This is a genomic window from Serratia sarumanii (assembly GCF_029962605.1).
Lineage (GTDB): Bacteria > Pseudomonadota > Gammaproteobacteria > Enterobacterales > Enterobacteriaceae > Serratia > Serratia sarumanii.
On sequence record NZ_CP124750.1, the window covers coordinates 424,092 to 445,903 of the forward strand.

Annotated in this window: 24 protein-coding genes; 12 read left to right on the forward strand and 12 right to left on the reverse strand. The window is 61.4% G+C overall.

Features of this window, described 5'->3' with window-relative positions:
- Positions 1–105 precede the first annotated feature (105 nt).
- From yrbN to yedF, 4 genes are all read left to right on the forward strand, one after another.
- The gene (gene yrbN / locus SSARUM_RS24615) at positions 106–180 is read left to right on the forward strand and encodes a protein YrbN (protein WP_223182019.1); all 75 of its coding nucleotides are present in this window, start codon (positions 106–108) and stop codon (positions 178–180) included.
- On the forward strand, positions 170–2,092 hold the full coding sequence (locus SSARUM_RS01960; RefSeq protein WP_033641661.1) for a DEAD/DEAH family ATP-dependent RNA helicase: 1,923 nt from the start codon (positions 170–172) through the stop codon (positions 2,090–2,092). The genes yrbN and SSARUM_RS01960 overlap by 11 nt, the downstream gene beginning before the upstream one ends.
- A 146-nt stretch (positions 2,093–2,238) precedes the next feature.
- A complete protein-coding gene (yedE, locus tag SSARUM_RS01965; protein ID WP_033648664.1) occupies positions 2,239–3,453 on the forward strand; it encodes a selenium metabolism membrane protein YedE/FdhT in 1,215 nt (404 codons plus the stop codon).
- A complete protein-coding gene (yedF, locus tag SSARUM_RS01970; RefSeq protein ID WP_004933486.1) occupies positions 3,450–3,689 on the forward strand; it encodes a sulfurtransferase-like selenium metabolism protein YedF in 240 nt (79 codons plus the stop codon). The genes yedE and yedF overlap by 4 nt, the downstream gene beginning before the upstream one ends.
- A gap of 38 nt (positions 3,690–3,727) precedes the next feature.
- Here yedF and SSARUM_RS01975 read toward each other — a convergent pair whose 3' ends face one another.
- The gene (locus SSARUM_RS01975; protein ID WP_170310560.1) at positions 3,728–4,741 is read right to left on the reverse strand and encodes a luciferase-like monooxygenase; all 1,014 of its coding nucleotides are present in this window, start codon (positions 4,739–4,741) and stop codon (positions 3,728–3,730) included.
- Positions 4,742–4,971: 230 nt separating this feature from the next.
- Between SSARUM_RS01975 and SSARUM_RS01980 the strand changes: the two genes are divergently transcribed.
- From SSARUM_RS01980 to SSARUM_RS01995, 4 genes are all read left to right on the forward strand, one after another.
- Entirely contained in the window at positions 4,972–5,943 is a 972-nt protein-coding gene (locus SSARUM_RS01980) for an HlyD family secretion protein (protein WP_033636831.1), read from the forward strand.
- Positions 5,925–7,079: an ABC transporter permease gene (locus tag SSARUM_RS01985; protein WP_033636832.1), complete on the forward strand. Its 1,155-nt coding sequence runs from the start codon at positions 5,925–5,927 to the stop codon at positions 7,077–7,079. The genes SSARUM_RS01980 and SSARUM_RS01985 overlap by 19 nt, the downstream gene beginning before the upstream one ends.
- The gene (locus SSARUM_RS01990) at positions 7,076–8,215 is read left to right on the forward strand and encodes an ABC transporter permease (protein WP_060422934.1); all 1,140 of its coding nucleotides are present in this window, start codon (positions 7,076–7,078) and stop codon (positions 8,213–8,215) included. The genes SSARUM_RS01985 and SSARUM_RS01990 overlap by 4 nt, the downstream gene beginning before the upstream one ends.
- A 204-nt stretch (positions 8,216–8,419) precedes the next feature.
- Entirely contained in the window at positions 8,420–8,743 is a 324-nt protein-coding gene (locus tag SSARUM_RS01995; RefSeq protein ID WP_101456613.1) for a hypothetical protein, read from the forward strand.
- A gap of 308 nt (positions 8,744–9,051) precedes the next feature.
- Here the strand turns inward: SSARUM_RS01995 and SSARUM_RS02000 are convergent, their stop codons facing one another.
- Both SSARUM_RS02000 and ubiU read right to left on the reverse strand, forming a co-directional pair.
- Positions 9,052–9,930, reverse strand: coding sequence for a U32 family peptidase (locus SSARUM_RS02000; protein ID WP_060430738.1), 879 nt, complete (start codon positions 9,928–9,930; stop codon positions 9,052–9,054).
- A gap of 11 nt (positions 9,931–9,941) precedes the next feature.
- Positions 9,942–10,937: a ubiquinone anaerobic biosynthesis protein UbiU gene (ubiU, locus tag SSARUM_RS02005; RefSeq protein WP_015376422.1), complete on the reverse strand. Its 996-nt coding sequence runs from the start codon at positions 10,935–10,937 to the stop codon at positions 9,942–9,944.
- Positions 10,938–11,195: 258 nt separating this feature from the next.
- Here ubiU and ubiT point away from each other — a divergent pair, with 258 nt between their 5' ends.
- Together ubiT and SSARUM_RS02015 are read left to right on the forward strand one after the other, a co-directional pair.
- Complete coding sequence (gene ubiT / locus SSARUM_RS02010; RefSeq protein ID WP_049195795.1) at positions 11,196–11,717, forward strand: ubiquinone anaerobic biosynthesis accessory factor UbiT; 522 nt, start codon at positions 11,196–11,198, stop codon at positions 11,715–11,717.
- Complete coding sequence (locus SSARUM_RS02015; protein ID WP_033648656.1) at positions 11,711–12,214, forward strand: GNAT family N-acetyltransferase; 504 nt, start codon at positions 11,711–11,713, stop codon at positions 12,212–12,214. The genes ubiT and SSARUM_RS02015 overlap by 7 nt, the downstream gene beginning before the upstream one ends.
- On the opposite strand, the gene SSARUM_RS02020 is transcribed toward SSARUM_RS02015, so the two are convergent.
- The 4 genes from SSARUM_RS02020 to speFL form a co-directional block, all read right to left on the reverse strand.
- A complete protein-coding gene (locus SSARUM_RS02020) occupies positions 12,201–12,506 on the reverse strand; it encodes a GIY-YIG nuclease family protein (protein WP_139291246.1) in 306 nt (101 codons plus the stop codon). The two genes, SSARUM_RS02015 and SSARUM_RS02020, sit on opposite strands and share 14 nt — an antisense overlap.
- 86 nt (positions 12,507–12,592) lie before the next feature.
- Positions 12,593–13,909 (reverse strand): putrescine-ornithine antiporter, encoded by a 1,317-nt coding sequence (gene potE / locus SSARUM_RS02025; protein ID WP_060430916.1) that lies wholly within the window; start codon positions 13,907–13,909, stop codon positions 12,593–12,595.
- 62 nt (positions 13,910–13,971) lie between these two features.
- The gene (gene speF, locus SSARUM_RS02030; protein ID WP_033648654.1) at positions 13,972–16,134 is read right to left on the reverse strand and encodes an ornithine decarboxylase SpeF; all 2,163 of its coding nucleotides are present in this window, start codon (positions 16,132–16,134) and stop codon (positions 13,972–13,974) included.
- 274 nt (positions 16,135–16,408) lie between these two features.
- Entirely contained in the window at positions 16,409–16,513 is a 105-nt protein-coding gene (gene speFL, locus SSARUM_RS02035; protein WP_004933443.1) for a leader peptide SpeFL, read from the reverse strand.
- A gap of 433 nt (positions 16,514–16,946) precedes the next feature.
- Between speFL and SSARUM_RS02040 the strand changes: the two genes are divergently transcribed.
- Both SSARUM_RS02040 and SSARUM_RS02045 read left to right on the forward strand, forming a co-directional pair.
- Positions 16,947–17,387, forward strand: a complete 441-nt coding sequence (locus SSARUM_RS02040; RefSeq protein WP_033648653.1) for a YhbP family protein — start codon at positions 16,947–16,949, stop codon at positions 17,385–17,387.
- A 30-nt stretch (positions 17,388–17,417) separates the two neighbouring features.
- On the forward strand, positions 17,418–18,050 hold the full coding sequence (locus SSARUM_RS02045) for an NAD(P)H-binding protein (protein ID WP_060430740.1): 633 nt from the start codon (positions 17,418–17,420) through the stop codon (positions 18,048–18,050).
- On the opposite strand, the gene phnP is transcribed toward SSARUM_RS02045, so the two are convergent.
- From phnP to phnL, 5 genes are read right to left on the reverse strand one after another with little or no spacing between them, the layout of a single operon-like run.
- Entirely contained in the window at positions 18,007–18,789 is a 783-nt protein-coding gene (gene phnP, locus SSARUM_RS02050; RefSeq protein ID WP_033641671.1) for a phosphonate metabolism protein PhnP, read from the reverse strand. The two genes, SSARUM_RS02045 and phnP, sit on opposite strands and share 44 nt — an antisense overlap.
- Positions 18,790–18,802: 13 nt before the next feature.
- Complete coding sequence (locus tag SSARUM_RS02055; protein WP_060388193.1) at positions 18,803–19,405, reverse strand: DapH/DapD/GlmU-related protein; 603 nt, start codon at positions 19,403–19,405, stop codon at positions 18,803–18,805.
- Positions 19,402–19,971 (reverse strand): ribose 1,5-bisphosphokinase, encoded by a 570-nt coding sequence (gene phnN / locus SSARUM_RS02060; protein WP_060388192.1) that lies wholly within the window; start codon positions 19,969–19,971, stop codon positions 19,402–19,404. The genes SSARUM_RS02055 and phnN overlap by 4 nt, the downstream gene beginning before the upstream one ends.
- Positions 19,971–21,107, reverse strand: a complete 1,137-nt coding sequence (gene phnM, locus SSARUM_RS02065; RefSeq protein WP_004933428.1) for an alpha-D-ribose 1-methylphosphonate 5-triphosphate diphosphatase — start codon at positions 21,105–21,107, stop codon at positions 19,971–19,973. The genes phnN and phnM overlap by 1 nt, the downstream gene beginning before the upstream one ends.
- Positions 21,107–21,811, reverse strand: coding sequence for a phosphonate C-P lyase system protein PhnL (phnL, locus tag SSARUM_RS02070; protein ID WP_019453319.1), 705 nt, complete (start codon positions 21,809–21,811; stop codon positions 21,107–21,109). Before phnL ends, phnM begins: the two co-directional genes overlap by 1 nt.
- Position 21,812 lies beyond the last annotated feature (1 nt).

A 21,812-nucleotide genomic window follows, 5' to 3' on the forward strand; every position in this document is an offset into this window, starting at 1 on the left:
GCCTGATGAACATTGGTTTTTAACCAAAGTTATCGCCTTCACGGGCGAGGGCTTTTTTGTTCGTTTTATAATCTAATTTGAGCCGGTTCACACTTTTCAATGAAAATGACTGAAAATTTTCTCGACGAGTTATGTAGACTGGCTGCCATTATTAATGAGGCACGTGTACATGACGACTGAGTTTGAAACCTCTTTTGCTGATCTGGGGCTGTCTGCTCCAATCATTTCCGCCCTGAACGATCTGGGCTATGAAAAACCATCTCCGATCCAGGCTGAGTGTATTCCTCACCTGTTGAACGGCCGCGACGTGCTGGGCATGGCACAGACCGGTAGTGGTAAAACTGCAGCGTTCTCGCTGCCGCTGCTGCACAACCTGCAGGCAGACCTGAAAGCACCTCAGATCCTGGTGCTGGCACCGACCCGCGAACTGGCGGTTCAGGTTGCCGAAGCGATGACCGATTTCTCCAAACACATGAACGGCGTCAACGTGGTAGCCCTGTACGGCGGCCAGCGTTACGACGTGCAGCTGCGCGCTCTGCGCCAGGGCCCGCAAATCGTTGTGGGTACCCCAGGCCGCCTGCTGGACCACCTGAAACGCGGCACCCTGAACCTCTCTAACCTGAGCGGTCTGGTGCTGGATGAAGCCGACGAAATGCTGCGCATGGGCTTTATCGAAGACGTAGAAACCATCATGGCTGAGATCCCGGCTGAACATCAGACCGCGCTGTTCTCTGCCACCATGCCGGAAGCGATCCGTCGCATCACCCGCCGCTTCATGAAAGAGCCGCAGGAAGTGCGCATCCAATCCAGCGTGACCACCCGTCCGGACATCAGCCAGAGCTACTGGTCGGTGTACGGCATGCGTAAAAACGAAGCGCTGGTGCGTTTCCTGGAAGCTGAAGACTTTGACGCGGCGATCATCTTCGTCCGTACCAAGAACGCGACCCTGGAAGTGGCCGAAGCGCTGGAGCGCAGTGGTTACAGCAGCGCCGCGCTGAACGGCGACATGAACCAGGCGCTGCGTGAGCAGACCCTGGAGCGCCTGAAAGACGGTCGTCTAGATATCCTGATCGCGACCGACGTTGCGGCCCGTGGCCTGGACGTTGAGCGCATCAGCCTGGTTGTCAACTATGACATCCCGATGGACTCCGAGTCTTACGTTCACCGTATCGGCCGTACCGGTCGTGCGGGCCGCGCCGGCCGCGCGCTGCTGTTCGTGGAAAACCGCGAACGCCGCCTGCTGCGCAACATTGAACGCACCATGAAGCTGACCATCCCGGAAGTGGAACTGCCGAACGCAGAACTGCTGGGTGAGCGTCGTCTGGCCAAGTTCGCCGCAAAAGTTCAGCAGCAGCTGGAAAGCAGCGATCTGGATCTGTACCGCGCACTGTTGACCAAACTGCAGCCGGAAGAAGAGCTGGATATGGAAACCCTGGCCGCAGCGCTGCTGAAAATGGCTCAGGGCGAACGTCCGCTGATCCTGCCGCCGGATCCGGTCTTCAAACCGCGCCAGCGCCGCGAGTTCAACGACCGTGACGATCGTCGCGGCGACCGTCGCGACAGCCGCGATAGCCGTGACGGCGACCGTCCGCGTCGCGAACGTCGTGACGTTGGCGAAATGCAGCTGTACCGCATCGAAGTGGGCCGTGACGATGGCGTAGAAGTCCGTCACATCGTTGGCGCGATCGCTAACGAAGGCGACATCAGCAGCCGTTACATCGGTAACATCAAGCTGTTCGCGTCCCACTCCACCATCGAGCTGCCAAAAGGCATGCCGGGCGAGATCCTGAATCATTTCACTCGCACCCGCATCCTGAACAAGCCGATGAACATGCAGCTGCTGGGCGATGCACAGCCGTTCGAACGCCGCGAGCGTCGTGACGGTGGCAACGGCGGCGAGCGTCGCGGCAACGGTCGTCCGTTCAACGGCGAACGTCGCGAAGGCGGCCCACGTCGTTCCTTCGGCGAACGTCGTGAAGGCGGCAACGGCGGCGAGCGTCGTGGCGGTAACTACAACCGTGACGGCAAACCGGCGCCACGCCGTGATGATGGCGCACCTGCTGCACCACGTCGTCGTTTCGGCGACGCGTAATCGCTGATTCACCGTTCGCGGTGTAGTGCTCTGAAAAACCAGCCTGCGGGCTGGTTTTTTTATGCCTGAAAGTTGCCGTCAAACGTCCCCGAATGGCGTATCATTCATAAGGTTTTTTCTTACGGATGATATGCACGGGAGATGCCATGAGTTGGCAGCAGTTCAAATCTCAATACCTGGTGCGCTTTTGGGCGCCGCTGCCGGCGGTGATCGCCGCCGGGATCCTTTCTACCTACTATTTCGGCATGACCGGCACCTTCTGGGCGGTGACCGGCGAGTTCACCCGCTGGGGCGGCCATGTGCTGCAGTGGTTCGGCCTGCACCCCGAGCAGTGGGGCTATTTCAAGGTTATCGGCCTGCAGGGCACGCCGCTGGAGCGCATCGACGGGCGCATGATCATCGGCATGTTCGCCGGCTGCATCGCCGCCGCGCTGTGGGCCAACAACATCAAGCTGCGCCAGCCGCAGCACCGCATTCGCATCGTGCAGGCGCTGCTGGGCGGCATTATCGCCGGCTTCGGCGCGCGCCTGGCGATGGGCTGTAACCTGGCGGCATTCTTCACCGGTATTCCGCAGTTCTCGCTGCACGCCTGGTTCTTCGCGCTGGCGACCGCCGCAGGGTCGTACTTCGGCGCCAAATTCACGCTGCTGCCGATGTTCCGCATTCCGGTTAAATTGCAAAAGGTGAAGGCCGCCGCGCCGCTGACGCAGAAGCCTGAGCAGGCGCGCCGCCGCTTCCGGCTGGGCATGGCGGTCTTCGGCCTGGCGGTGGCCTGGTCGCTGTGGACGCTGTTCGATGCGCCGAAGCTCGGCATCGCCATGTTGTTCGGCATCGGCTTCGGTCTGCTGATCGAACGCGCGCAGATCTGCTTCACCTCGGCGTTCCGCGATCTGTGGATCACCGGCCGCACCCACATGGCGAAAGCCATCATCATCGGCATGGCGGTGAGCGCCATCGGCATCTTCAGCTACGTGCAGCTCGGCGTGGCGCCGAAAATCATGTGGGCCGGCCCGAATGCGGTGCTGGGCGGCTTGCTGTTCGGCTTCGGCATCGTGCTGGCCGGCGGTTGCGAGACCGGCTGGATGTACCGCGCGGTGGAAGGGCAGGTGCACTACTGGTGGGTGGGGCTGGGCAACATCATCGGCGCCACGCTGCTGGCCTATTACTGGGACGATCTGGCGCCGGCGCTGGCGACCGACTACGACAAGATCAACCTGCTCGACACCTTCGGCCCGATCGGCGGCCTGCTGGTGACCTACCTGCTGCTGGCGCTGGCCTTCGCCGCCATGCTGTGGTGGGAGAAACGCTTTTTCCGCGCCCGGCCTGAGGCGCAGGTGGTGAATTTGAGGAGCCTGCCATGAAAGAGACGACGATAGTGCCGGACTACCGGCTGGACATGCTGGGCGAGCCTTGCCCGTACCCGGCGGTGGCGACGCTGGAGGCGATGCCGCAGCTGAAGCCGGGGGAAATCCTGGAGGTGATCAGCGATTGCCCGCAGTCGATCAACAACATTCCGCTCGACGCGCGCAACCACGGCTACAAGGTGCTGGATATCCAGCAGGACGGGCCGACCATCCGCTATCTGATCCAGCGTTAACGCCGAGGCGGTGGGGTTCCCCACCGCCTTTTCGCGTTTTATCCCTTCACGACGTCGCCTTTCACTCCGGCAACAATCTCGAACGAACGCAGCCGCGCCTGGTGATCGAAGATCTGGCCGTTGACCATGATCTCGTCGGCATCGGTTTCACGCAGCAGCGTTTGCAGCCCGTGGCGCACGGTTTTTTCATCGCCGACGATCGACATCCGCAGCGCCTGCTCGACGCCGTATTGCTCACCGGCGGTCCACAGCGCGTGGATGTTATCCACCGGCGGCGGCAGCGGGCCGGGCGATCCGCGGCGCAGGTTGATGAACTGCTGCTGCATCGAGCTGAACAGGAAGCGCGCATCGCTATCGCTGTCGGCGGCGATCACGTTGACGCACACCATGGCGTGCGGCTGCGCCAGCTGTTTGGACGGTTTGAAGTTTTCGCGGTACAGCTGCAGCGCCTGGAACAGCATATCCGGGGCGAAGTGCGAGGCGAAGGCGAACGGCAGGCCAAGCTGCGCCGCCAACTGCGCGCTGTAGAGGCTGGAGCCGAGCAGCCAGAGCGGCACGTGCAGCCCCTGGCCCGGCACTGCCTGCACCAGTTGGCCGGGCTGCGCGTCGCAGAAGTAGTTTTGCAGCTCCTGCACGTCGCGCGGGAAGGTATCCACATCGCCGGACAGGTGGCGGCGCAGCGCCATCATGGTGCGCTGATCGGTGCCGGGCGCGCGGCCCAGCCCCAGATCGATGCGGCCGGGGTAGAGCGACTCCAGCGTGCCGAACTGCTCGGCGATCACCAGCGGTGCATGGTTCGGCAGCATCACGCCGCCGGAGCCGAGGCGAATGCTCTGGGTGCCGGCGGCCAGATAGCCCAGCAGCACCGAGGTGGCGGCGCTGCCGATGCCGGTCATGTTGTGGTGCTCGGCCAGCCAGTAGCGCCGGTAGCCCCAGCGTTCGGCGTGCTGCGCCAAATCCAGCGAACAGTGGAAAGCGTCGCGCGCTTTGGCCCCTTGCGGGATTGGCGATAAATCCAGTACCGACAGCGGTACGGCAGTGTTTTCAGTCATGGCATCGTCCATCAGAGAGTGGATCGCTTAAAGGGCGATTGCAGGAATCTGCATACCAAAAAGCCGAAAATGATGCTTTTTAGTGTTAAAAGCATAATCCAATTTATAGTTATAAAAGAGGAGATATGTGCTTGTGATATCCTCATGAGAGCAATGGTGTTTTTTGGAGCAATTTAAGACATGGAAATGATGATCCCCGCCCGCCGCTTACCGTTCCGGGAGCCGACATAATGAAAAAAAAGACGCTGTTTACCCTGTTGCTGATGATGGTGGCGATCGCATTGGCGGTCCTGTTCCGCGCGCACAATCAGGATCTGTTACTGCAGGGTGAAGTGGACGCTCCCGAAGTGATCGTCGCTTCCAAGGCGAAAGGCCGGGTGGTTGAACGCCTGATCGAACGTGGCGACGACGTGAAAAGCGGCCAGCTGATTATCCAGCTCGACAGCCCCGAACTGATGGCGCAGCTGCGTTCCGCGCAGGCCACGCGCGACGAGGCCAAGGCGCAGCTCGATCAGTCGCTGCACGGCACCCGTGAAGAGAGCATCCGCAACCTGCGCGCCAACCTGGCGCAGGCCGAAGCGCAGTACCGCAATGCGCAAAACGACTACAACCGCAACCTGAGCGTGGCCGGCAAGGGCTATATCTCGAAGTCCGAGCTGGACGCTTCGCGCCGGGCGCGCGACACCGCCTTCCAGCAGGTGCAGGCGGCCAAGGCCAACCTGGACGAAGGTATCAACGGCGACCGCGTCGAGCTGCGGCAACAATACGCGGCGGCGCTGCGGGCGGCGGAAGAGAACCTGCTGCAGATCCAGGCGCAGAGCGACGATCTGCAGGTGAAAGCGCCGGTGGACGGCGAAGTGGGGCCGATCCCGGCCGAAGTGGGCGAGCTGCTGAACGCCGGTAGCCCGCTGGTGACGCTGATCCGGGTGCCGGACGCCTACTTCGTGTTTAACCTGCGCGAAGACATCCTGGCCCACGTGCGCAAAGGCGACAAGGTCAAGCTGCGGGTGCCGGCGCTGAAGGACAAAATGATCGACACCGAGGTGCGCTACATCGCGCCGCTGGGGGATTACGCCACCAAACGCGCCACCCGCGCCACCGGCGACTTCGACCTGAAAACCTTCGAAGTGCGCCTGTATCCGTCACAGCCGGTGGACGGCCTGCGTCCGGGGATGAGCACCTTATGGCAATGGAAAGAGTAAGGGCCGGCTGGCGCTGCTTCAGTCATGCGTTCGACAAAGAGTGTCGCGTTGCCTTTCGCAGCCCGGTGGTGCACTGGCTGAGCTGGATCTTTCCGCTGATCCTGTTTGGGCTGATCAGCAGCAACTTCTCCGAAGGCACGCTGCTCGATCTGCCGGTCTCGGTGGTGGACAGCGATCACAGCCCGCTGTCCAAGTCGCTGACCCGGCGGCTGGACGCCGGGTCGCACGCCCACGTCGAGGCCTACGGCGGCGGATTGCCGGAGTCGCTGAGCCGCCTGCGCAGCGCGCAGGATTACGCGTTGCTGTACATTCCGCCGGACTTCGAGGCCAACGCGCTGTCGGGCAAACAGCCTAGCGTGGTGATGTACTACAACGCGCTGTTCTACGGCGCCGGGCTGTACTCCACCCAGGACTTTGGCGGCCTGATGAACGAAATCAACGCCAGCACCCGCAGCATCATCGCCACCGAGATGGGCAAATCGCTGCCGCCGCTGGCGGATGTGACGCTCTCTTACGGCAGCCTGTTCAACGCCAGCGGCAGCTATATCTATTACCAGCAGTTCGCCGCCACCATCCATCTGCTGCAGCTGTTCGCGGTGACCTGCATGATCTACGTGCTGGCGCGCAGCAAATCGCTGCTGCAGGCCAAGCCGTTCAGCCTGGCGCTGCTCGGCAAGCTGGCGCCGTACACGCTGTGTTTCACCACCCTGCTGATGGTGGAGATCGCGGCGCTGGTAGGCATCTTTGACGCCCGCGTCAGCGGTAACCCGCTGTTTATGCTGATGATCGGCCTGTTTTACGTGATGGCAGCGCAGAGCATCGGCCTGCTGCTGTACACCTTTACCGGCAGCACCATCACCGCCTACAGCCTGATCGGTATTTTGGTCAGTATCGCGATGACCTTCTCCGGCATGGCGGTGCCTGAGCTGTCGATGCCGCTGCCGGCGCGCATCATTTCCAACATCGAGCCGCTGACCCACGCGCTGTACGCGATGTTCGACGTGTTCCTGCGGCAGGTGCACGCCAGCGCCATTTTCAGCGTGTGTGCGCTGCTGGCGGTCTACCCGCTGGTGGCCGCGCTGCTGGTGCGCAATCGCCTGCCGGCTCGGCTGGCAAAAGAGGGGAACGCCGGATGAAGCTCTATTGGCAAACCTTCGTTAAGGTGCTGCTCGGCATGCTGGAGCGGCCGGTGTGGCTGATGCTGATCCTGTCGCTGTGCATCATGAGCATGGTGTACGCCAACCGCACGGTGTGGGATCTGCCGGTGGGGGTGGTCGATCAGGATCACAGCACCGCCAGCCGGCAGCTGATCCGCCAACTGGACGCCACCTCCAAGATAGCGATCGAAACCTACGACAGCCTGGAGCAGGCGCAGCGCGATCTCAGCTGGCGCAAGCTGTTTGCGGTGATCATCATGCCGGTGGATCTGGAGAAGAAGATCCTCAGCGGGCAGAACATCGTGGTGCCGGTGTACGGCGACGCCACCAACCGCCTGGCCAACGGCCAGATCCAACAGGACGTGGTGGCGGCCTACCAGCAGCTGCTGACGGAGTACAACAACGGGCTGCTGCTGCGCAGCGGCTTCAGCGAACGGCAGGCGCAGATACTGCTGACGCCGATACTGGGGCAAACGCTGGACGTGTTTAACCCCGGCATCAGCTTCGCGGCGATCATCTTCCCCGGCCTGCTGGTGATGCTGTTGCAGCACTCGCTGCTGATCGCCTGTATCCGCGTCAATATCGCCATGAAGAGCATGCCCGGCGGCAAGGCGCCGCTGGCGGCGCACCTCGGCGGGCTGACGGCGCTGCTGCCGATCTGGCTGTTCCTGTCGATCGTGCTGTTCGTGCTGTGGCCGTGGGTATTGGGCTATCGGCAGACGGCGAACATCGCCGAACTGCTGCTGCTGACCTTCCCGTTCCTGCTGGCGGTATTGGGGCTGGGCAAGCTGGTGACCGAGTGCCTGCGCAGCGTCGAGATGATCTACCTGACGCTGGCGTTCATCACCACGCCGATCTTCTACCTGTCCGGCACCATCTGGCCGCTGCAGTCGATGCCGGCCTGGGTGCGCGCCATCTCCTACAGCATTCCCTCCACCTGGGGCACCAAGGCGATCGCCGGCGTCAACCAGATGGGGCTGTCGCTGAACGAAGTGTGGGGCGACGTGATGATGATGCTGGTGCTCGGCGTGGTCTACACCCTGCTGGGCTTCGGCGTGGCCTTCTTGCGCAACAGCGTGGCGCTGCGCGGGATGTTCAGGAAACGGCGGGCGTAGGGAACCAATAAAGGCGCCATATTCGGCGCCTTTATTATTTCGTATTATCGATATGTTTAAGGTTGTTTATTTAGCGGGATGTCTATTGTTATTTTTATTTAATTTCTTATATTGACTTTGGTAATTGTCATTATCGACCGGTTTAGGGAATTAATAGTTGGCGTTAGTTTTATTATAACGTGTTATTTAAAGGATGATATGAGTATGTCAACAATAAGAGAGCTTACTTCTGATGAGATGAAACTGATTGGCGGTTGTGGTGATGGAAATAACGGCGGCGATCGTGACAGGCCAAGCAGAGGTGCACCAAACTCCTGTGCCAATCAGGTTGGAATGGGTATCATCATTGGCGCATTTACCGGTTTTTCAGGTGGCCCGCCAGGGATGATAGGTATGGCGGTTGCCGGTGGCTTGATGGGGGCGGTCTCTTGCGCCGATAACAGCCCCGCAGGGAATAATAAGAATAACGGTGGTGCCTTGGGTGGCAATAAAAACGCCAATAGCGTTAATGGGCAGTGTCGATGGTGATGAGAACATCGCTTTTACCGTTTCAACAATAGAGGGTGGGTTATGGCCAATAGACGTATTTTAGGCCCGCTTTGTAATATGATGGCGCTAACGTTGAGCATGTTACTTGTCTCGTTCTCCTCGCTAAGTGTTATTTCATACGGAGAACATTTGGTAGATGCGGTCATCGCGGTTTTTACTTATTTTGGTATCAGAAGCTGCTGCCTGATGTGTGTAAGTTTATTCCATTGGTTCCACGGCGGAAATAACCGTATTCATCTTGATAAATAAACAATGCCGGCGACAGTGCGCCGCCGGCGCTTACCTCGCTAAGACACCAACTCCAATCCCGCCACGCGGCGCCAGTAGCCGTTGCAGTCGGCGTGATCGGTCAAGGCCAGCGGCTTTTCGCCGCGTTCGTTGGCGCGGAAGGCATCGATTTGCGCCAGCGTCTCGGCGCCCTGCGGCGACAGCCGCACGATGTCCACCAGCCCCTGCATGCTCGGCAGCTCGTTGCCGAGGTTGTAGCAGTAGCCGCTCATGGTCTGAATGCCGTTGAGCACGAACACCTGTTGTTGCTCCTGCGAGCGCATCATGCGGCCCTGCGGATACTTGATGCAGCAGGTTTCGCACTCGTCCTTGCCGCGGTTCTCCGAGCGGGCGGTGAAGCAGCGCGCCGAGTAGGCCAGCGGCAGGTGGCCGTAGCTCAGCACCTCCACCTCGAAGTCGTGGCGGAACCCCAGCTCGTCGCACTGCGTCAGCAGGTTGGCCAGCCAGTCGCGCGAAAGCTCGACCGGCATGCACCAGCGCATCATGCCCTGGCGGCGCAGCAGGCGCAGGGTATAGGCGTTGTAGCAGTTCAGCGCATGGCCGGCGACGAACGGCAATCCTCGTTCCGCCGCCATGTTCACCGCGCCCAGATCGTTGGCTTCAAACAGGAACTCGCCGTTTTCCACATAGCGTTTCAGCTCATTCAGCTCGGACGGCGCCTGCAGCAGCGCCAGCGTGGAGATCACCACCTGCTTGCCGCTGCGGGCGATTTCGCGCGCCAGCGCCAGCCAATCGCCGACCTTCATCTCGCGCCGCTTGGTGCAGACGCTCTCGCCGAGGTAAATGATGTCGGCGCTGCTCTCCGCTGCCTGTTGATAGAACGCCGCGATGTCGTTTTTCGGCCAGTAGTAGAGTACCGGCCCCAGTGCGTATTTCATGTTTCCTCCGGCTACTGCCATTTGCGGTGATAGGCGCCCAGCGTGGTCTGGGTGCCCTCGGACATCGCGCCCAGCGTCTCCATCCAGGCGGCGTCGGCGCGGTAGGCGGCCGGATCGGCCTGGCAACGGTCGATCGCCTGGCGCCAGACGCGCGCCACCTGGCTGACGTAAGCCGGGCTGCGCTGGCGGCCTTCGATCTTCACCGAGGCGATGTTGGCGGCCAGCAGCTCCGGCAGCAGCTCCAGCGTATTGAGGCTGGTGGGCTCTTCCAGCGCGTGGTAGCGCACGTCGTCCACCAGATAGCGGCCCTTGCACAGCGTCGGGTAGCCGGCGTTTTCATGGTCCTGATAGCGGTCGATCAGCACGTCGTTCAGGCGCGACTCCATGCCCTGCGGGGTTTGCTGCCAGCGCACGAACCGTGCCGGCGAACAGGCGCCGACGGTGTTCGGCGATTCGCCGGTCAGGTAGGAAGAGAGATAGCAGCGCCCCTCGGCCATGATACACAGGCTGCCGAAGGCGAACACTTCCAGCGGCACCGGGCTGGTGCGGGCCAGCTGTTTCACCTGATGCATCGACAGCACGCGCGGCAGCACCACCCGGCCTACCTCGAAGTTGCGCTGGTAGAAACGGATCGCCTCCTCGTTGGTGGCGGAGGCCTGCACCGAAACGTGGCGCTCCAGCTGCGGGTAGCGCTGGGCGGCGTATTCCAGCATCGCCAGATCCGCCAGAATCAGCGCGTCGGCGCCCAGCTGGGCCGCCATATCCACCGCACGCTGCCAGCGGGCGTAGCCGTCGGGATGGGCGAAGGTGTTGATGGCGATATGCAGCTTGCGGCCGTGGCGATGCACGTAATCGACCGCTTCCTGCAGCTTTTTCTCGGTGAAGTTGAGGCCGGCGAAGTGGCGCGCGTTGGTATCGTCTTTCAGACCGATGTAAACGGCGTCGGCGCCGTTATCCACCGCGGCCTTCAGGGCCGGCAGGTTGCCGGCGGGACAAAGCAGCTCCATAGATTTATCCTGGCTTAGCCGTGCGCCCGGCCGGGCGCACGCTGTCTTTAAAGGTTGCCGACGGCGGTGTTCCGCCGGCAAACGCGAATCGGGGAGGCCATTTTAGGCAAAGGGGCGTACACAGGTTTTGATTTGGGGCAGCTTATGGCGTATTGATAAACATGGCGGTGAAATGCACTATTTGTTGATATAGACCGCTGAAGCCGCGCGCCAGTGTGGCAAAATAGCGGTAGTCCGTATTGAAAGGAGTGGATGACCGTGTTGGAACAACTACGAGCACGCCTTGTGCGCCAGGGGCCGTCGCTGCTGCGCATCCCGCTGAAATTCACGCCGTTCGCCCTGCAGCGTCAGCTGCTGCAACAGGTGCTGAGCTGGCAGTTCCGCCAGGCGTTGGCGGATGGCGATCTGGAATTTCTCGAATCGCGCTGGCTGAAGATCGAAGTTCGCGATCTGGCGCTACAATGGTTTATGACGGTAGAAAACGACAAACTGGTGGTCAGCCAGCACGCCGAGGCGGACGTCAGCTTCAGCGGCGACGCCAACGATCTGATCCTGATCGCGGCGCGCAAGCAAGATCCGGATACGCTGTTCTTTCAGCGTCGGCTGCAGATTGAAGGGGATACCGAATTGGGCCTGTATGTGAAAAATTTGATGGACGCTATCGAGCTGGAAAGCATGCCTGTGCCGCTGCGCATGGGGCTGTTGCAGTTGGCTGATTTTGTCGAAGCAGGGTTGCAGGAGGGCACGGCGTCGGCTTCCCGTGTGGCGGTATCATGCTGATCCGCGTAGAGATCCCGGTAGACGCGGCGGGCATAGACGCCTTGCTGCGCCGCGCCTTTGGCCGCGACGACGAAGCCGATCTGGTGCAGCAGCTGCGCGAAGACGGCCTGCTGACGCTGGGCGTGGTCGCCACTGACGACGAAGGCGGGGTGGTGGGTTACGCCGCGTTCAGCCCGGTGGACGTGGCCGGCGAAGATCGCCAATGGGTGGCGCTGGCGCCGCTGGCGGTAGATGAAAGCCTGCGCCGCCAGGGGCTGGCTGAAAAACTGGTGTACGAAGGCTTGGATTCGTTGAACGAATTCAGCTACGCCGCGGTGGTGGTGCTGGGCGATCCGGCCTACTACGGCCGCTTCGGTTTTAAACCGGCCGCCGCCTATGGCCTGAACTGCCGCTGGCCGGACACGGAAAGCGCATTCCAGGTGTATCCGCTGGCGGAAGACGCCCTGAACGGCGTCAGCGGCGAAGTGGCTTTTTCGGCGCCGTTTAATCGCTTTTAACGACCGGCAATAGATACTCCAACGACAGCGGCGGGTGATTCACCAGCCGCTCTTTTTGTATTTTGCTCAGCTGTTTGACGCGGTATTCCAGCTTCAGCGCCGTTGAGCGATCCCCCACCTGGCAGTGAAATGCCAGCGTCAGTTCCCCTTTTCCGCGCAGCGCCTTGGCGCCTTTGCCGGCTTGATGCTGCGCCAGGCGGCGCGCCACGTCGGTGGTGATGCCGGTATACAGCATGCCGCTCGGTAAACGCAGCATGTAGAGGTGCCAGGGAGTGGGGGAAGTGTCGGTCATCGTACGCCGTTTCGGTGGCCAGGGTCGGCGTATGATGGCATGTTCGTCATCACAATCCCATCCCCGGCCGCCGGTGCCCTATCGCTTTACCCCTTTTTTCCCGCCAGCTCGAAGCGCGGCGAAACGATGCCATACAGCGTCCAGCCGAGGAAGGTGGCGATGGCGCCCCACATCATCGCTTCCTCACCGGAGCTGTAGAGCGCGTAGAAGCTGTACAGCGCGCCGATGCCGGCGATGATATTGGCGATGCGCGCCTTGTTGTCCGGCACCTTCGCCACTTTCTGAATAATGACCAGCGCCGCCATCGACAGGATGTAAGGGATGATGTTGGTCACCACCGCCAGGTTCACCAGCACGTTGAACTGCTTGTTCAGCGACGGGCTGATAGTCATCAGCGACAGGCCGCTCTGGATGACGACGATGGTCAACATGCCTTTAACCGGCGCGTCGGCCTTGCTCAGCTTGGAGAAGATTTTCGGGAAGAAGCCGCTGTCGGCGGAGGATTTGAACACCTGAGCGATGGTGAACTGCCAGCCGAGCAGCGAGCCGACGCAGGACATCACCATCAACGCCATGATGATCTTGCCGACCGCCGGGTTGAACATGTGGGAGAACGCCAGCCCGAACGGTGCGGTGGAGTTGGCCAGATCCATGTTCGGCACGATGCCGGCGATCACGTTGGTTGAAATGATATAGATCACCGCCGCGCTTAGGGTGCCGCCCAGTACGGCGATCGGCACGTTGCGCTCCGGGTTTTCCACCACGTCGGTGTTGGCGCAGGCGGATTCCAGCCCCAGGAACGCCCACAGGGTCATCGAGATCGAGGCGCCGATGGCTTCGAAGGTCGGCACCTGATGCGGGTTCCAGGCGGCGACGTAGGCGCTGCCGCTGAACCAGTACCAGCCGATGACCGAGATGCCCACCACCGGAATGATCACGCCCCAGACAGTGATGCCGCTGATTTTGCCGGTGATGCGCGCGCCGCCGAAGTTGGCGACGGTCGCCAGCCACAGCACGCCGATGGTGGCGATACAGATCCCGAGCGGGCTGAGGGTGGTGTCGAACAGCTCGGTGCCGTAGCCGACGGCGGAAATGGCGATGGCGATGTTGGCGATCAGCAGCGAAACGCCGTAGGTGTAGTTCGCCATAAAGTTGCCCGATTTGCCGAAGGCGTATTCGGCGTAGCCGCCCATGCCGCCGGATTTACGGCTGAACATGCCGCATTTGGCGAAGGCGTAGGCCAGCGCCATCGAGCCGACGGCGGTCACCAGCCAGGAAACGATCGAAATCGTGCCCACTTCGGCCAGCTTGGTCGGCAGCATAATTATGCCGGAACCCATCATATTCACGGCGGTCAGGATCGTTAATTGCACGACCCCCATTTTATTATTGGACTTACTCATGATCATTTTCTCTTTTAGGATGCGATCCGGGCGGCGAGAATCATCGCCGCCCCGTAAGGTGATTAATTTTTCATGACGTAGCCGTAAGCGCGGTTCCAACCGTCCTCATCCTGTTGGATATAAACGCCCTGCAATTCCGGCGCGAATCCCGGCAATAAGTTGATGCCTTCTTCCAGTGCCAGGAAATAACGCTGCGCGGCGCCGCCCCAAATTTCACCGGGCACCACGCACAGCACGCCAGGAGGGTAAGGCAGGGCGCCTTCGGCGGCGATGCGGCCCTCGGCTTTAGCCAGCGAGACCAATTCCACATTGCCGCGCACGAACTCGGTATTGGCGTCCTGCGGATTCATCACCACGCGCGGGAAATAACTTTTTCGGAACATCTCTTTTTGCAGTTCTTTAACGTCGTAGCTGACGTAAAGGTCGTGCATTTCCTGGCACAGCTGGCGGATGGTGTAGTTTTTGTAGCGCTGCTGGTGGTTTTTATAGACCGCAGGCAGCACCTCGCTGAGCAGGGAGTTTTGCTCGATGTGCTGCTCGAAGCGGGCGATCAGGGCCACCAGATGCTGCATCTTGGCGATGTCTTCCGCCGGCGTCAGCAGGAACAGGATCGAGTTGAGATCGCATTTTTCCGGCACGATGCCGTTTTCACGCAGGTAGTTGGCCAGAATGGTCGCCGGGATGCCGAACTCGCTGTAGCTGCCGGTGGCGGTATCGATGCCCGGCGTGGTGAGCAGCAGTTTGCACGGATCGACGAAGTACTGCGATTCGGCATAGCCCTCAAAGGCGTGCCATTTCTCGCCGGGCACGAAGTTGAAGAAGCGCAGATCGTTGGCCATCGCCGCGGTGTCATAGGCCTGCCACGGCTTGCCGTCGATCTGATCCGGCACGAACGGTTTGATCATCGTACAGGTATCCAGCAGCATTTTGCGCGCTTCGATCCCCACGCGCACGCACTCCTGCCACAGACGCTGGCCGCTTTTGCCCTCGTGCATCTTGGCGTTGACGTCCAGCGCGGCGAACAGCGGGTAGAACGGGCTGGTAGAGGCGTGCAGCATGAAGGCGTTGTTGAAGCGCTTGTGGTTGCAGTAGCGGCTCTGCCCCTTGATGTGCTTGTCTTTTTTGTGGATCTGCGAGGTTTGTGAGAAGCCGGCCTGCTGTTTGTGCACCGACTGGGTGACGATGATGCCGGGATCGTTTTCGTTCAGCTCCAGCAGCAGCGGCGAGCAGTCTTTCATCATCGGAATGAACTGCTCATAGCCCACCCAGGCGGAGTCGAACAGGATGTAGTCGCACAGGTGGCCAATCTTGTCGACCACCTGGCGGGCGTTGTAGATGGTGCCGTCGTAGGTGCCGAGCTGGATGATCGCCAGGCGGAACGGGCGGGCTTCGTTGGCGCGTTCCGGCGCCACTTCGCGGATCTGTTGGCGCAGGTAGCGTTCGTCGAAGCAGTGCGCGTCGATGCCGCCGATAAAGCCGAACGGGTTGCGGGCGGTTTCCAGATACACCGGCGTGGCGCCGGCCTGGATCAACGCGCCGTGGTGGTTGGATTTATGGTTGTTGCGGTCGAACAGCACCAGATCGCCGCGCGTCAGCAGGGCGTTGGTCGCCACCTTGTTCGAGGCCGAGGTGCCGTTGAGCACGAAGTAGGTCTTGTCGGCATTGAACACCTTGGCGGCGTGCTGCTGCGCGGCGCAAGGCGCGCCTTCGTGGATCAACAGGTCGCCCAGTTTGACGTCGGCATTGCACATATCGGAGCGGAAAAGCGTTTCGCCGTAGAAGTCGAAGAACTGGCGGCCCGCCGGATGTTTACGGAAGAACTCGCCGCCCTGGTGGCCGGGGCAGGCGAAGGTGGCGTTGCCCATTTCCACGTACTGCGTCAGCGTATTGAAGAACGGCGGCAGCAGCTCACTCTCATATTTGGCGGCGGCGGCCTCCAGCTGTTTGCCGTAGAACTGGGTATTCTTGCCGCACAGCTCAAACACGCCATGCAGCGCCGGCAATACGGCGTTATCCAGCTCTTCTTCGCAGCAGACGGCGACGAACAGCGGAATGTTCAGGCCGTGCTCTTCAATGCGCGCCACCATGCCGTGCGTGACGTCGTCTACCGACAGCACGATGGCGGCGACGTCATTGAAATCGCTGTGATGCACATCGACGATGTCGCGTTCAGTTTCAAAGCAGCCGAGGGTTTGGGTGTTGGCGGCAATTTTTAATTTTTTCATTTTTCTCATTCTTCAGGCAAAGGCAGTCCGTCGGCAAATAATTCCATTTGCCGCTAACGCCTTCACGAAAATAAAGGTGTGCGAGAACCCAGCGATGCCGAAAGGCATTAACTGTGTTCGTTGTTTTATTTAGCTTGGATGCGCTTGGCCGAAATTAAGAATGAATTGCGTGTCCTTCCCGGTTAGCGAGAAAGCGATATTATCACCGGCGTGCGGAGAATAAATAAAAACGCAATGACACTCTTATCAACAGCGTAAGAGCGAGGGGAGAGGGTTATCTGTAGTTGAAGAATGCGAAGCTAAAGCAGCTGCGATGAGCCATCATCATAATATGGGTTGTGCGCCTGATATGCGCCATTTTGCGGTTATTGTTTTCCATTTTCTAATCCACCTTGCTGAGTGAAAAGATGGCGCTATTTTAACGCAAGGTTGGCTAAAAATCGTGATGAATGTCACATAAATGCCGGTGTTTATAAATAACTATTCATTGATTATGCAATGAGTTGCATAAACAGCGTTCAGGTGGGCCAACGGGCTTGTAAACGAATTGCTAATCGACTCCGGTCGGGTGCGCTAAATTTGCGTATCGTCAGGATGGGAATAAAAGAACCGGTCGAATAAGCGGTTGCATAATGATCAAATAAATCCGTCTTGTATTTTTTATGTTATAAATCTTTTTCGGGCCTAAGTTAATAAAAATGCATTTATTGTGTTTTTATATTCAATTTGGTTTTTTGATGATTATCGTTATTTGTGACTCGCCTCAACAACGCAGGGTAAGATGAAGTGAGTGAACAGGGAGGCGAGTAACCTTGAATACCCCAGAACAACGGCAGCAGATTGCGGATTTCATCGGCAAACAACACGTCTTGACGCTGTGCGCCGGCGACGGCCTCGACATGTGGTGCGCCAACTGTTTTTACGTGTTCGACGCCGCGGCGATGGCGCTGTGGCTGATGACCGAACCGCACACCCGCCACGGCGGGCTGATGCTGAACAACGGCCGGGTGGTCGGCACCATCGCGCCGAAGCCGAAAAGCATCGCGCTGATCCGCGGCGTGCAGTATCGCGCCGAGGCGGTGCTGCTGAGCGGCGAAGAAGCCGAGGCGGCGCGCGCGCGTTACTGCAAGCGCTTCCCGATCGCCAGGGCGATGAAAGCCTCGGTTTGGCGGCTGGATCTGCACGAGGTGAAGATGACCGACAACACCCTCGGCTTCGGCAAGAAGCTGCATTGGGCGCGGTCTATACTTTAAGTCGACGTATTGATTACAACGGGAGATTGCATGGCGCGAGCACTGTTAGTCGGCGCAACCGGGCTGGTGGGGCGCGAGTTGCTGCAGCTGTTGCAAAGCGATCCGCAGATAACGGCCATCGTGGCGCCGACGCGCACGCCGCTGCCGCCGCACGGCAAGCTGACCAACCCGGTCGGCGATGCGTTGTTCGAGCTGCTGAGCGGCCTGCAGCAGCCGGTCGATCTGGTGTTCTGCTGCCTGGGCACCACCCGCCGGGCGGCGGGCAGCGCCGATGCCTTCCGCTACGTCGATTATCAACTGGTGGTGGAGAGCGCGCTGACCGGCCGCCGCTTGGGGGCGCGGCACTGTCTGGTGGTGAGCGCGTTGGGCGCCAACGCGGATTCCACCTTCCTGTATAACCGCACCAAAGGCGAGATGGAGCAGGCGCTGCGCGAACAGCACTGGCCGCGCCTGACGCTGGTGCGGCCTTCCATGCTGGTGGGGGATCGCCCCGCGCCGCGCCTGATGGAGCGCCTCACGCTGCCGCTGTTCAGGCTGCTGCCCGGCAAATGGCGCGCCGTTTCCGCCAAAGACGTGGCGCAAACGCTGCTGCAGCAGGCGTTCACGCCGGGCGAAGGGGTCAGGGTGCTGGAGTCGGATCGGCTGCACTGCTACCGAGGCTGACGCTGAGATGATCGAACGCCAGCTCCAGCCCGGCGGGCAGTTCGTTGTCCAGCAGCCACAGATCGAGATGATGGCTGATGTGCGTCAGCAACGTGCGTTTGGGCTGCAGCAACCGCTGCGTCTCCTGCGCGCGGGTCAGGTCGTTGTGGTTGCGCGGCGCCTGCGGCTGCGGCGGCAGGCTGCAATCGAGCACCAGAAGATCCAGCGCCACGTTTTGCAGATAGTCGGCGGTGGCCGGCGGTAGGCCGACGGTGTCGGTCAGGTAGGCCAGCGCAGCGCCCGCCGCCTGGATCAGATAGCCGTGGGTCAGTTTGGAGTGTTGCAGCGGCAGCGGGGTGATGCGCATGCCGCCCAGTTCGACGGTGGCGAAGGGCGCCAGCGGCGGCTGAAACGCCAGAATGCCGGGGTGTTTGAACAGGTCGTCGCAGCCCTGTTCATCCGGCGGGCCATACACCGGAATGGAATTTCCGCACCCCCAACGCAAAGGAAATAACCCCTGAACGTGATCCATGTGGTAATGTGTCAGTAAAAAACGTTGAATTTGCCCCGCCGAAAATCGCCGCTCCAAAGCCGGTAATCCCGCATCCAATAAGGTCGTTTCCCCCTGATAGTTAAGCATGGCGCTGCACGCTCGCCGTCGAAATGCCGGCTCGCGCCGCGCCCGTTGGCAGATCAGGCAGTCGCAGCCGAACACCGGCACTTGCTGCGCGCCGCCGGTGCCGAGAAAGGTCAGTTGCATCGCTCCCCCTCCGTTAAAGGTATTTCTCCGCGAAGCGGTTGATGTCGCGAAAATCCGCCAGCCGCGCCTGCAGCGTGGCGTGATCCCAGTGCCACCACTGGCTGCGTTCGATGCGTTCTATCAGCGCGTCGTCAAAGCGCATGCCGATCTTCTTGGCCGCCACGCCGGCGACGATGCTGTAAGGCTCCACGTCCTTGGTGACCACCGCCGCGCTGCCGATCACCGCGCCGTTGCCGACGCTGACGCCCGGCATCAGGATGGCGTTATGGCCGATCCACACGTCGTGGCCGACGGTGACGTGGTGCTCGCGCCGCCAGTCGAAGAACGCCGCGTCGTCTTCCCCCAGCCCGTATTCGGAGGCGCGGTAGGTAAAGTGGTGCTGCGCGATACGCTGGTAGGTCGGGTGGTTGCCGGGATTGATGCGCGCATAGGAGGCGATGGAGACGAACTTGCCGATAGTGGCGTAAAAAATCTGGTTGTGCCCGGCGGTATAGGAGTAGTCCCCTATCTCCACTTCTTCCAGGATCGCATCGTCGGCCAGATGCACATATTGGCCGAGCCGGGTGCGGTTAAGGGTCACGTTGTCGCCGATTTTCGGCTGGGCAAAGTCGTTCATGGCGTTGCGTCCTGAGCTTGTCGGGTGGCGGTAGGCAGCAGCGCCAGCAGCGCCGCCAGGGTGTCGTCGAGTGGACCATCGTTGTGCAGCACCCGGCAGCCGGCGGGCAGACTCTGCTGATATTCCGCCGCCCGCGCCAGCCGCTGCTCGATCTGTTCGGCGTTTTCCCGCCCGCGATCCTGCAGGCGCCGGCGCAGGATCGCGGTGCTGACCTGCAGGCACACCGGCAGCAGCTGCGCACCATAGCGCTGCTGCGCCTGCGGCAGGTGGGCGCGCGAACCGTTGACCGCCACGTCGATCCCTTGCAGCAGCCAAAGATCCACTTCGATCCCGAACGCGTAGCGCTGCTGGTGCGCCTGCCAGTCGAGCGCGAACAGCCCCTTGGCGCGGCGGCGCAGAAATTCCGGTTCGTTCAGCGCGATGTGATTCTCGCAGCCGGCGTCCGCCGGCCGGGTGATGTAACGGTGGGCCACCAGCGGCGCGCGGTCGGCGTCGGCCCGCAGCGCGGCCAGCAGGCTGTCCTTGCCTGCGCCGGAAGGCCCCATCAGATAAATGAGCCGCGCCATCAGAACACCTGCCTGCCCTGGCGCCACACGTTCTGCACGTAAACGTGCTCACCGTGCGGCCGCGCCAGCACCAGATCCGCCCGCAGTCCTTCGGCAATGGTGCCGCGATCCTGCAGATCCAGCGCCCGCGCCGGGTTGCGGGTGATCATGCGCACCGCCTGGGGCAGATCGTAGGCGTTGCGTTCGTCCGCCGCGAGGCGAAACGCCGCGTCCAGCAGGCTGGCCGGGTAATAATCGGAAGAGAGAATATCCAGCACCCCCAGCGCCGCCAGGTGGTGCGCCGCCACGTTGCCGGAGTGGGAACCGCCGCGCACGATGTTCGGCGCGCCCATCAGCACCTGCAGGCCCTGCTGGTGCGAGGCGCGGGCGGCCGCTTCGGTGGTGGGGAACTCGGCAATGGCGCTGCCCAGCGCGCAGGACTCGGCCACGTGCGCGGCGGTGGCGTCGTCATGGCTGGCCAACGAGATGCGGCGCGCGCGACAGTGGGCGGCGATCGCCTCGCGGTTCGGCGCGGCCCAGCGGGCGGACAGGGCGACCTGCTGTTCCTCGTACTCGCTCATCTGCTGGTCGTTGAGGTGGTATTTGCCCTGATAATATTCGCGGTATTTTTCGCGCGAGGCGAACTGGCGCTGGCCCGGCGAGTGGTCCATCAGCGACACCAGCGACACGCCCGGCTTGTCCATCAGCTGTTCGAACAGCGGCAGCGTGCTCTCGTGCGGCAGCTCGCAGCGCAGGTGCAGCCGGTGCTCGGCGCGGTTCACCCCGGCGCGCTGGCTGTGGATCACCGCGTCGATCATCTTCTGCAGGTTTTCCAGCCGGTGGCCGCCGTCGCGCACGTCGCCGATCGCCACCGCGTCCAGTACCGTGGTGATGCCGTTGGCCACCATCAGCGCGTCGTGGCTGCTCATCGCCGAATGGGCCGGCCAGTCAACGTTCGGGCGCGGGGTAAAGAACTTGTCCAGGTTGTCGGTATGCAGTTCGATCAGCCCCGGCAGCAGCCAGCCGCCGTCGCCGTCCAGCGCCTGCGGCAGCCGGCTCGGGCCGTCGGCGAAGCTGCGGATCACGCCGTCCTGCATCTCCAGCGAGCCTTGCACCACCTGGTCATCCAGCACCAGCTTAACGTTATTGACGATCATCAGAGGGCCTCCAGCGCCTGCGGCGCCTGCATGTCATAAAGCCGGTCGGCGACCTGTCGGCGGACGCCTTCATCGTGAAAAATGCCGACGATCGCCGCGCCGCGCGCCTTGGCGCGTTCGATAAGCTGCACCACCGCCGCGCTGTTGCGGCTGTCGAGCGAGGCGGTCGGTTCGTCCAGCAACAGAATGGGGTAATCGACGATAAAGCCGCGCGCGATGTTCACCCGCTGCTGCTCGCCGCCGGAGAAGGTGGACGGCGCCAGCGGCCACAGGCGCTGCGGCACGTTGAGCGCAGCGAGCAGCGCTTCGGCGCGTTCACGGCACTCGGCGCGTTCGACGCCCTGTTCCAGCAGCGGCTGCATCACCACCTCCAGCGCGCTGATGCGCGGGATCACCCGCAGGAACTGGCTGACCCAGCCCAGCGTATGGCGGCGCACCGCCAGAATTTGGCGCGCGTCGGCGCTGACCATGTCCAGCCAGTCGCCCTGGTGGTTGATCCAGATATGGCCGCTGTCCGGCAGGTAATTGGCGTACAGCGAGCGCAGCAGGGTGGATTTGCCGCTGCCGGAGTGGCCGTGCAGCACCACGCATTCGCCGCCGTGGACCGTCAGGTTGGCGTCGTGCAGCACCGGCAGGCGGGTGCCGTACTGCTGGTGCAGCACAAAGGTTTTACTGAGATGTTCAACTCGGATTTGCATAGTCATC

What these genes read in the sequence shown, in the direction of transcription:
- SSARUM_RS02020 (WP_139291246.1), bottom strand. Translation starts at nt 12,506, where the DNA reads ATGACCGACACTTCCCCCACTCCCTGGCACCTCTACATGCTGCGTTTA.
- SSARUM_RS01960 (WP_033641661.1), top strand. Translation starts at nt 170, where the DNA reads ATGACGACTGAGTTTGAAACCTCTTTTGCTGATCTGGGGCTGTCTGCT.
- phnL (WP_019453319.1), bottom strand. Translation starts at nt 21,811, where the DNA reads ATGACTATGCAAATCCGAGTTGAACATCTCAGTAAAACCTTTGTGCTG.
- SSARUM_RS01975 (WP_170310560.1), bottom strand. Translation starts at nt 4,741, where the DNA reads ATGACTGAAAACACTGCCGTACCGCTGTCGGTACTGGATTTATCGCCA.
- SSARUM_RS01980 (WP_033636831.1), top strand. Translation starts at nt 4,972, where the DNA reads ATGAAAAAAAAGACGCTGTTTACCCTGTTGCTGATGATGGTGGCGATC.
- yedF (WP_004933486.1), top strand. Translation starts at nt 3,450, where the DNA reads ATGAAAGAGACGACGATAGTGCCGGACTACCGGCTGGACATGCTGGGC.
- phnM (WP_004933428.1), bottom strand. Translation starts at nt 21,107, where the DNA reads ATGATCGTCAATAACGTTAAGCTGGTGCTGGATGACCAGGTGGTGCAA.
- SSARUM_RS01995 (WP_101456613.1), top strand. Translation starts at nt 8,420, where the DNA reads ATGTCAACAATAAGAGAGCTTACTTCTGATGAGATGAAACTGATTGGC.
- SSARUM_RS02055 (WP_060388193.1), bottom strand. Translation starts at nt 19,405, where the DNA reads ATGAACGACTTTGCCCAGCCGAAAATCGGCGACAACGTGACCCTTAAC.
- potE (WP_060430916.1), bottom strand. Translation starts at nt 13,909, where the DNA reads ATGAGTAAGTCCAATAATAAAATGGGGGTCGTGCAATTAACGATCCTG.
- yedE (WP_033648664.1), top strand. Translation starts at nt 2,239, where the DNA reads ATGAGTTGGCAGCAGTTCAAATCTCAATACCTGGTGCGCTTTTGGGCG.
- SSARUM_RS01990 (WP_060422934.1), top strand. Translation starts at nt 7,076, where the DNA reads ATGAAGCTCTATTGGCAAACCTTCGTTAAGGTGCTGCTCGGCATGCTG.
- SSARUM_RS02045 (WP_060430740.1), top strand. Translation starts at nt 17,418, where the DNA reads ATGGCGCGAGCACTGTTAGTCGGCGCAACCGGGCTGGTGGGGCGCGAG.
- SSARUM_RS02000 (WP_060430738.1), bottom strand. Translation starts at nt 9,930, where the DNA reads ATGAAATACGCACTGGGGCCGGTACTCTACTACTGGCCGAAAAACGAC.
- phnP (WP_033641671.1), bottom strand. Translation starts at nt 18,789, where the DNA reads ATGCAACTGACCTTTCTCGGCACCGGCGGCGCGCAGCAAGTGCCGGTG.
- SSARUM_RS02015 (WP_033648656.1), top strand. Translation starts at nt 11,711, where the DNA reads ATGCTGATCCGCGTAGAGATCCCGGTAGACGCGGCGGGCATAGACGCC.
- speFL (WP_004933443.1), bottom strand. Translation starts at nt 16,513, where the DNA reads ATGGAAAACAATAACCGCAAAATGGCGCATATCAGGCGCACAACCCAT.
- speF (WP_033648654.1), bottom strand. Translation starts at nt 16,134, where the DNA reads ATGAAAAAATTAAAAATTGCCGCCAACACCCAAACCCTCGGCTGCTTT.
- SSARUM_RS01985 (WP_033636832.1), top strand. Translation starts at nt 5,925, where the DNA reads ATGGCAATGGAAAGAGTAAGGGCCGGCTGGCGCTGCTTCAGTCATGCG.
- phnN (WP_060388192.1), bottom strand. Translation starts at nt 19,971, where the DNA reads ATGGCGCGGCTCATTTATCTGATGGGGCCTTCCGGCGCAGGCAAGGAC.
- ubiU (WP_015376422.1), bottom strand. Translation starts at nt 10,937, where the DNA reads ATGGAGCTGCTTTGTCCCGCCGGCAACCTGCCGGCCCTGAAGGCCGCG.